The following is a 2,239-nucleotide window of genomic DNA, read 5'->3' as shown; positions in this document are numbered from 1 at the left end:
GGGAAATCTTATCTTGAGGTAGGCTTCCCGCTTAGATGCTTTCAGCGGTTATCCCTTCCGAACATAGCTACCCGGCGATGCGACTGGCGTCACAACCGGTACACCAGAGGTTCGTCCACTCTGGTCCTCTCGTACTAGGAGCAGATCCTCTCAAATTTCCAGCGCCCACGGTAGATAGGGACCGAACTGTCTCACGACGTTCTAAACCCAGCTCGCGTACCTCTTTAAATGGCGAACAGCCATACCCTTGGGACCTGCTTCAGCCCCAGGATGAGATGAGCCGACATCGAGGTGCCAAACACCGCCGTCGATATGAACTCTTGGGCGGTATCAGCCTGTTATCCCCAGAGTACCTTTTATCCGTTGAGCGATGGCCCTTCCATACAGAACCACCGGATCACTAAGACCTACTTTCGTACCTGCTCGACTTGTGGGTCTCGCAGTTAAGCGCGCTTTTGCCTTTATACTCTACGCGTGATTTCCGACCACGCTGAGCGCACCTTCGTACTCCTCCGTTACTCTTTAGGAGGAGACCGCCCCAGTCAAACTACCCACCAGACATGGTCCTCGCTCCCGATCAGGGAGCAGAGTTAGAACCTCAATATTACCAGGGTGGTATTTCAAGGACGGCTCCATGGCAACTAGCGTCACCACTTCAAAGCCTCCCACCTATCCTACACAAGTAAGATCAAAGTTCAATGTCAAGCTGCAGTAAAGGTTCACGGGGTCTTTCCGTCTAGCCGCGGGTACACCGCATCTTCACGGCGAATTCGATTTCACTGAGCCTCTGCTGGAGACAGCGCCGCCATCATTATGCCATTCGTGCAGGTCGGAACTTACCCGACAAGGAATTTCGCTACCTTAGGACCGTTATAGTTACGGCCGCCGTTTACTGGGGCTTCGATCAAGAGCTTCGCTTACGCTAACCCCATCAATTAACCTTCCAGCACCGGGCAGGCATCACACCCTATACGTCCACTTTCGTGTTTGCAGAGTGCTATGTTTTTAATAAACAGTTGCAGCGGCCTGGTTTCTGAGGCTGCCAACAGCTCAAGGAGCAAGTCCTATCACCGCCGGCAGCGTACCTTCTCCCGAAGTTACGGTACCATTTTGCCTAGTTCCTTCAGCAGAGTTCTCTCAAGCGCTTTGGTCTACTCGACCTGACCACCTGTGTCGGTTTCGGGTACGATTCCAGTGTAACTGAAGCTTAGAGACTTTTCCTGGAAGTATGGTATCAGCCACTTCACCAGTAAACTGGCTTGCTATCAGATCTCAGCATAGAGCACCCCGGATTTGCCTAAGATGCATGCCTACTTCCTTCCACCTGGACAACCAACGCCAGGCTGACTTAACCTTCTCCGTCCTCTCATCGCATTACACTGAAGTATTGGAATATTAACCAATTTCCCATCGACTACGCCTCTCGGCCTCGCCTTAGGGGTCGACTCACCCAGCCCCGATTAACGTTGGACTGGAACCCTTGGTCTTTCAGCGAACGGGTTTTTCACCCGTTTTGTCGTTACTCACGTCAGCATTCGCACTTCTGATACCTCCAGCAGACTTCTCAATCCACCTTCATCGGCTTACAGAACGCTCCCCTACCACTTGCAATAAATTGCAAATCCGCAGCTTCGGTACATAGTTTTAGCCCCGTTACATCTTCCGCGCAGGCCGACTCGACTAGTGAGCTATTACGCTTTCTTTAAAGGGTGGCTGCTTCTAAGCCAACCTCCTAGCTGTCTATGCCTTCCCACATCGTTTCCCACTTAACTATGATTTAGGGACCTTAGCTGGCGGTCTGGATTGTTTTCCTCTTGACTACGGACGTTAGCACCCGCAGTCTGTCTCCCGGATAGTACTCATTGGTATTCGGAGTTTGCATCGGTTTGGTAAGTCGGGATGACCCCCTAGCCGAAACAGTGCTCTACCCCCAATGGTATTCGTCCGAGGCGCTACCTAAATAGCTTTCGGGGAGAACCAGCTATCACCGAGTTTGATTAGCCTTTCACCCCTATCCACAAGTCATCCCCTGGCTTTTCAACGACAGTGGGTTCGGTCCTCCAGTTAGTGTTACCCAACCTTCAACCTGCTCATGGATAGATCACCCGGTTTCGGGTCTATACCCAGCAACTAAACGCCCTATTAAGACTCGATTTCTCTACGGCTCCCCTATTCGGTTAACCTCGCTACTGAATATAAGTCGCTGACCCATTATACAAAAGGTACGCAGTCACCACAC

1 rRNA gene is annotated in these 2,239 nt (G+C 51.5%); it reads right to left on the bottom strand.

Features of this window, described 5'->3' with window-relative positions:
* A 23S ribosomal RNA gene (locus tag FTV13_RS15420) occupies positions 1-2,239 on the bottom strand; the annotation flags it as partial.

Source organism: Acinetobacter sp. YH12235, assembly GCF_013417705.1.
In the GTDB taxonomy this organism is placed as follows: Bacteria; Pseudomonadota; Gammaproteobacteria; order Pseudomonadales; family Moraxellaceae; genus Acinetobacter.
This window is presented reverse-complemented; position numbering and strand designations above follow the sequence as displayed.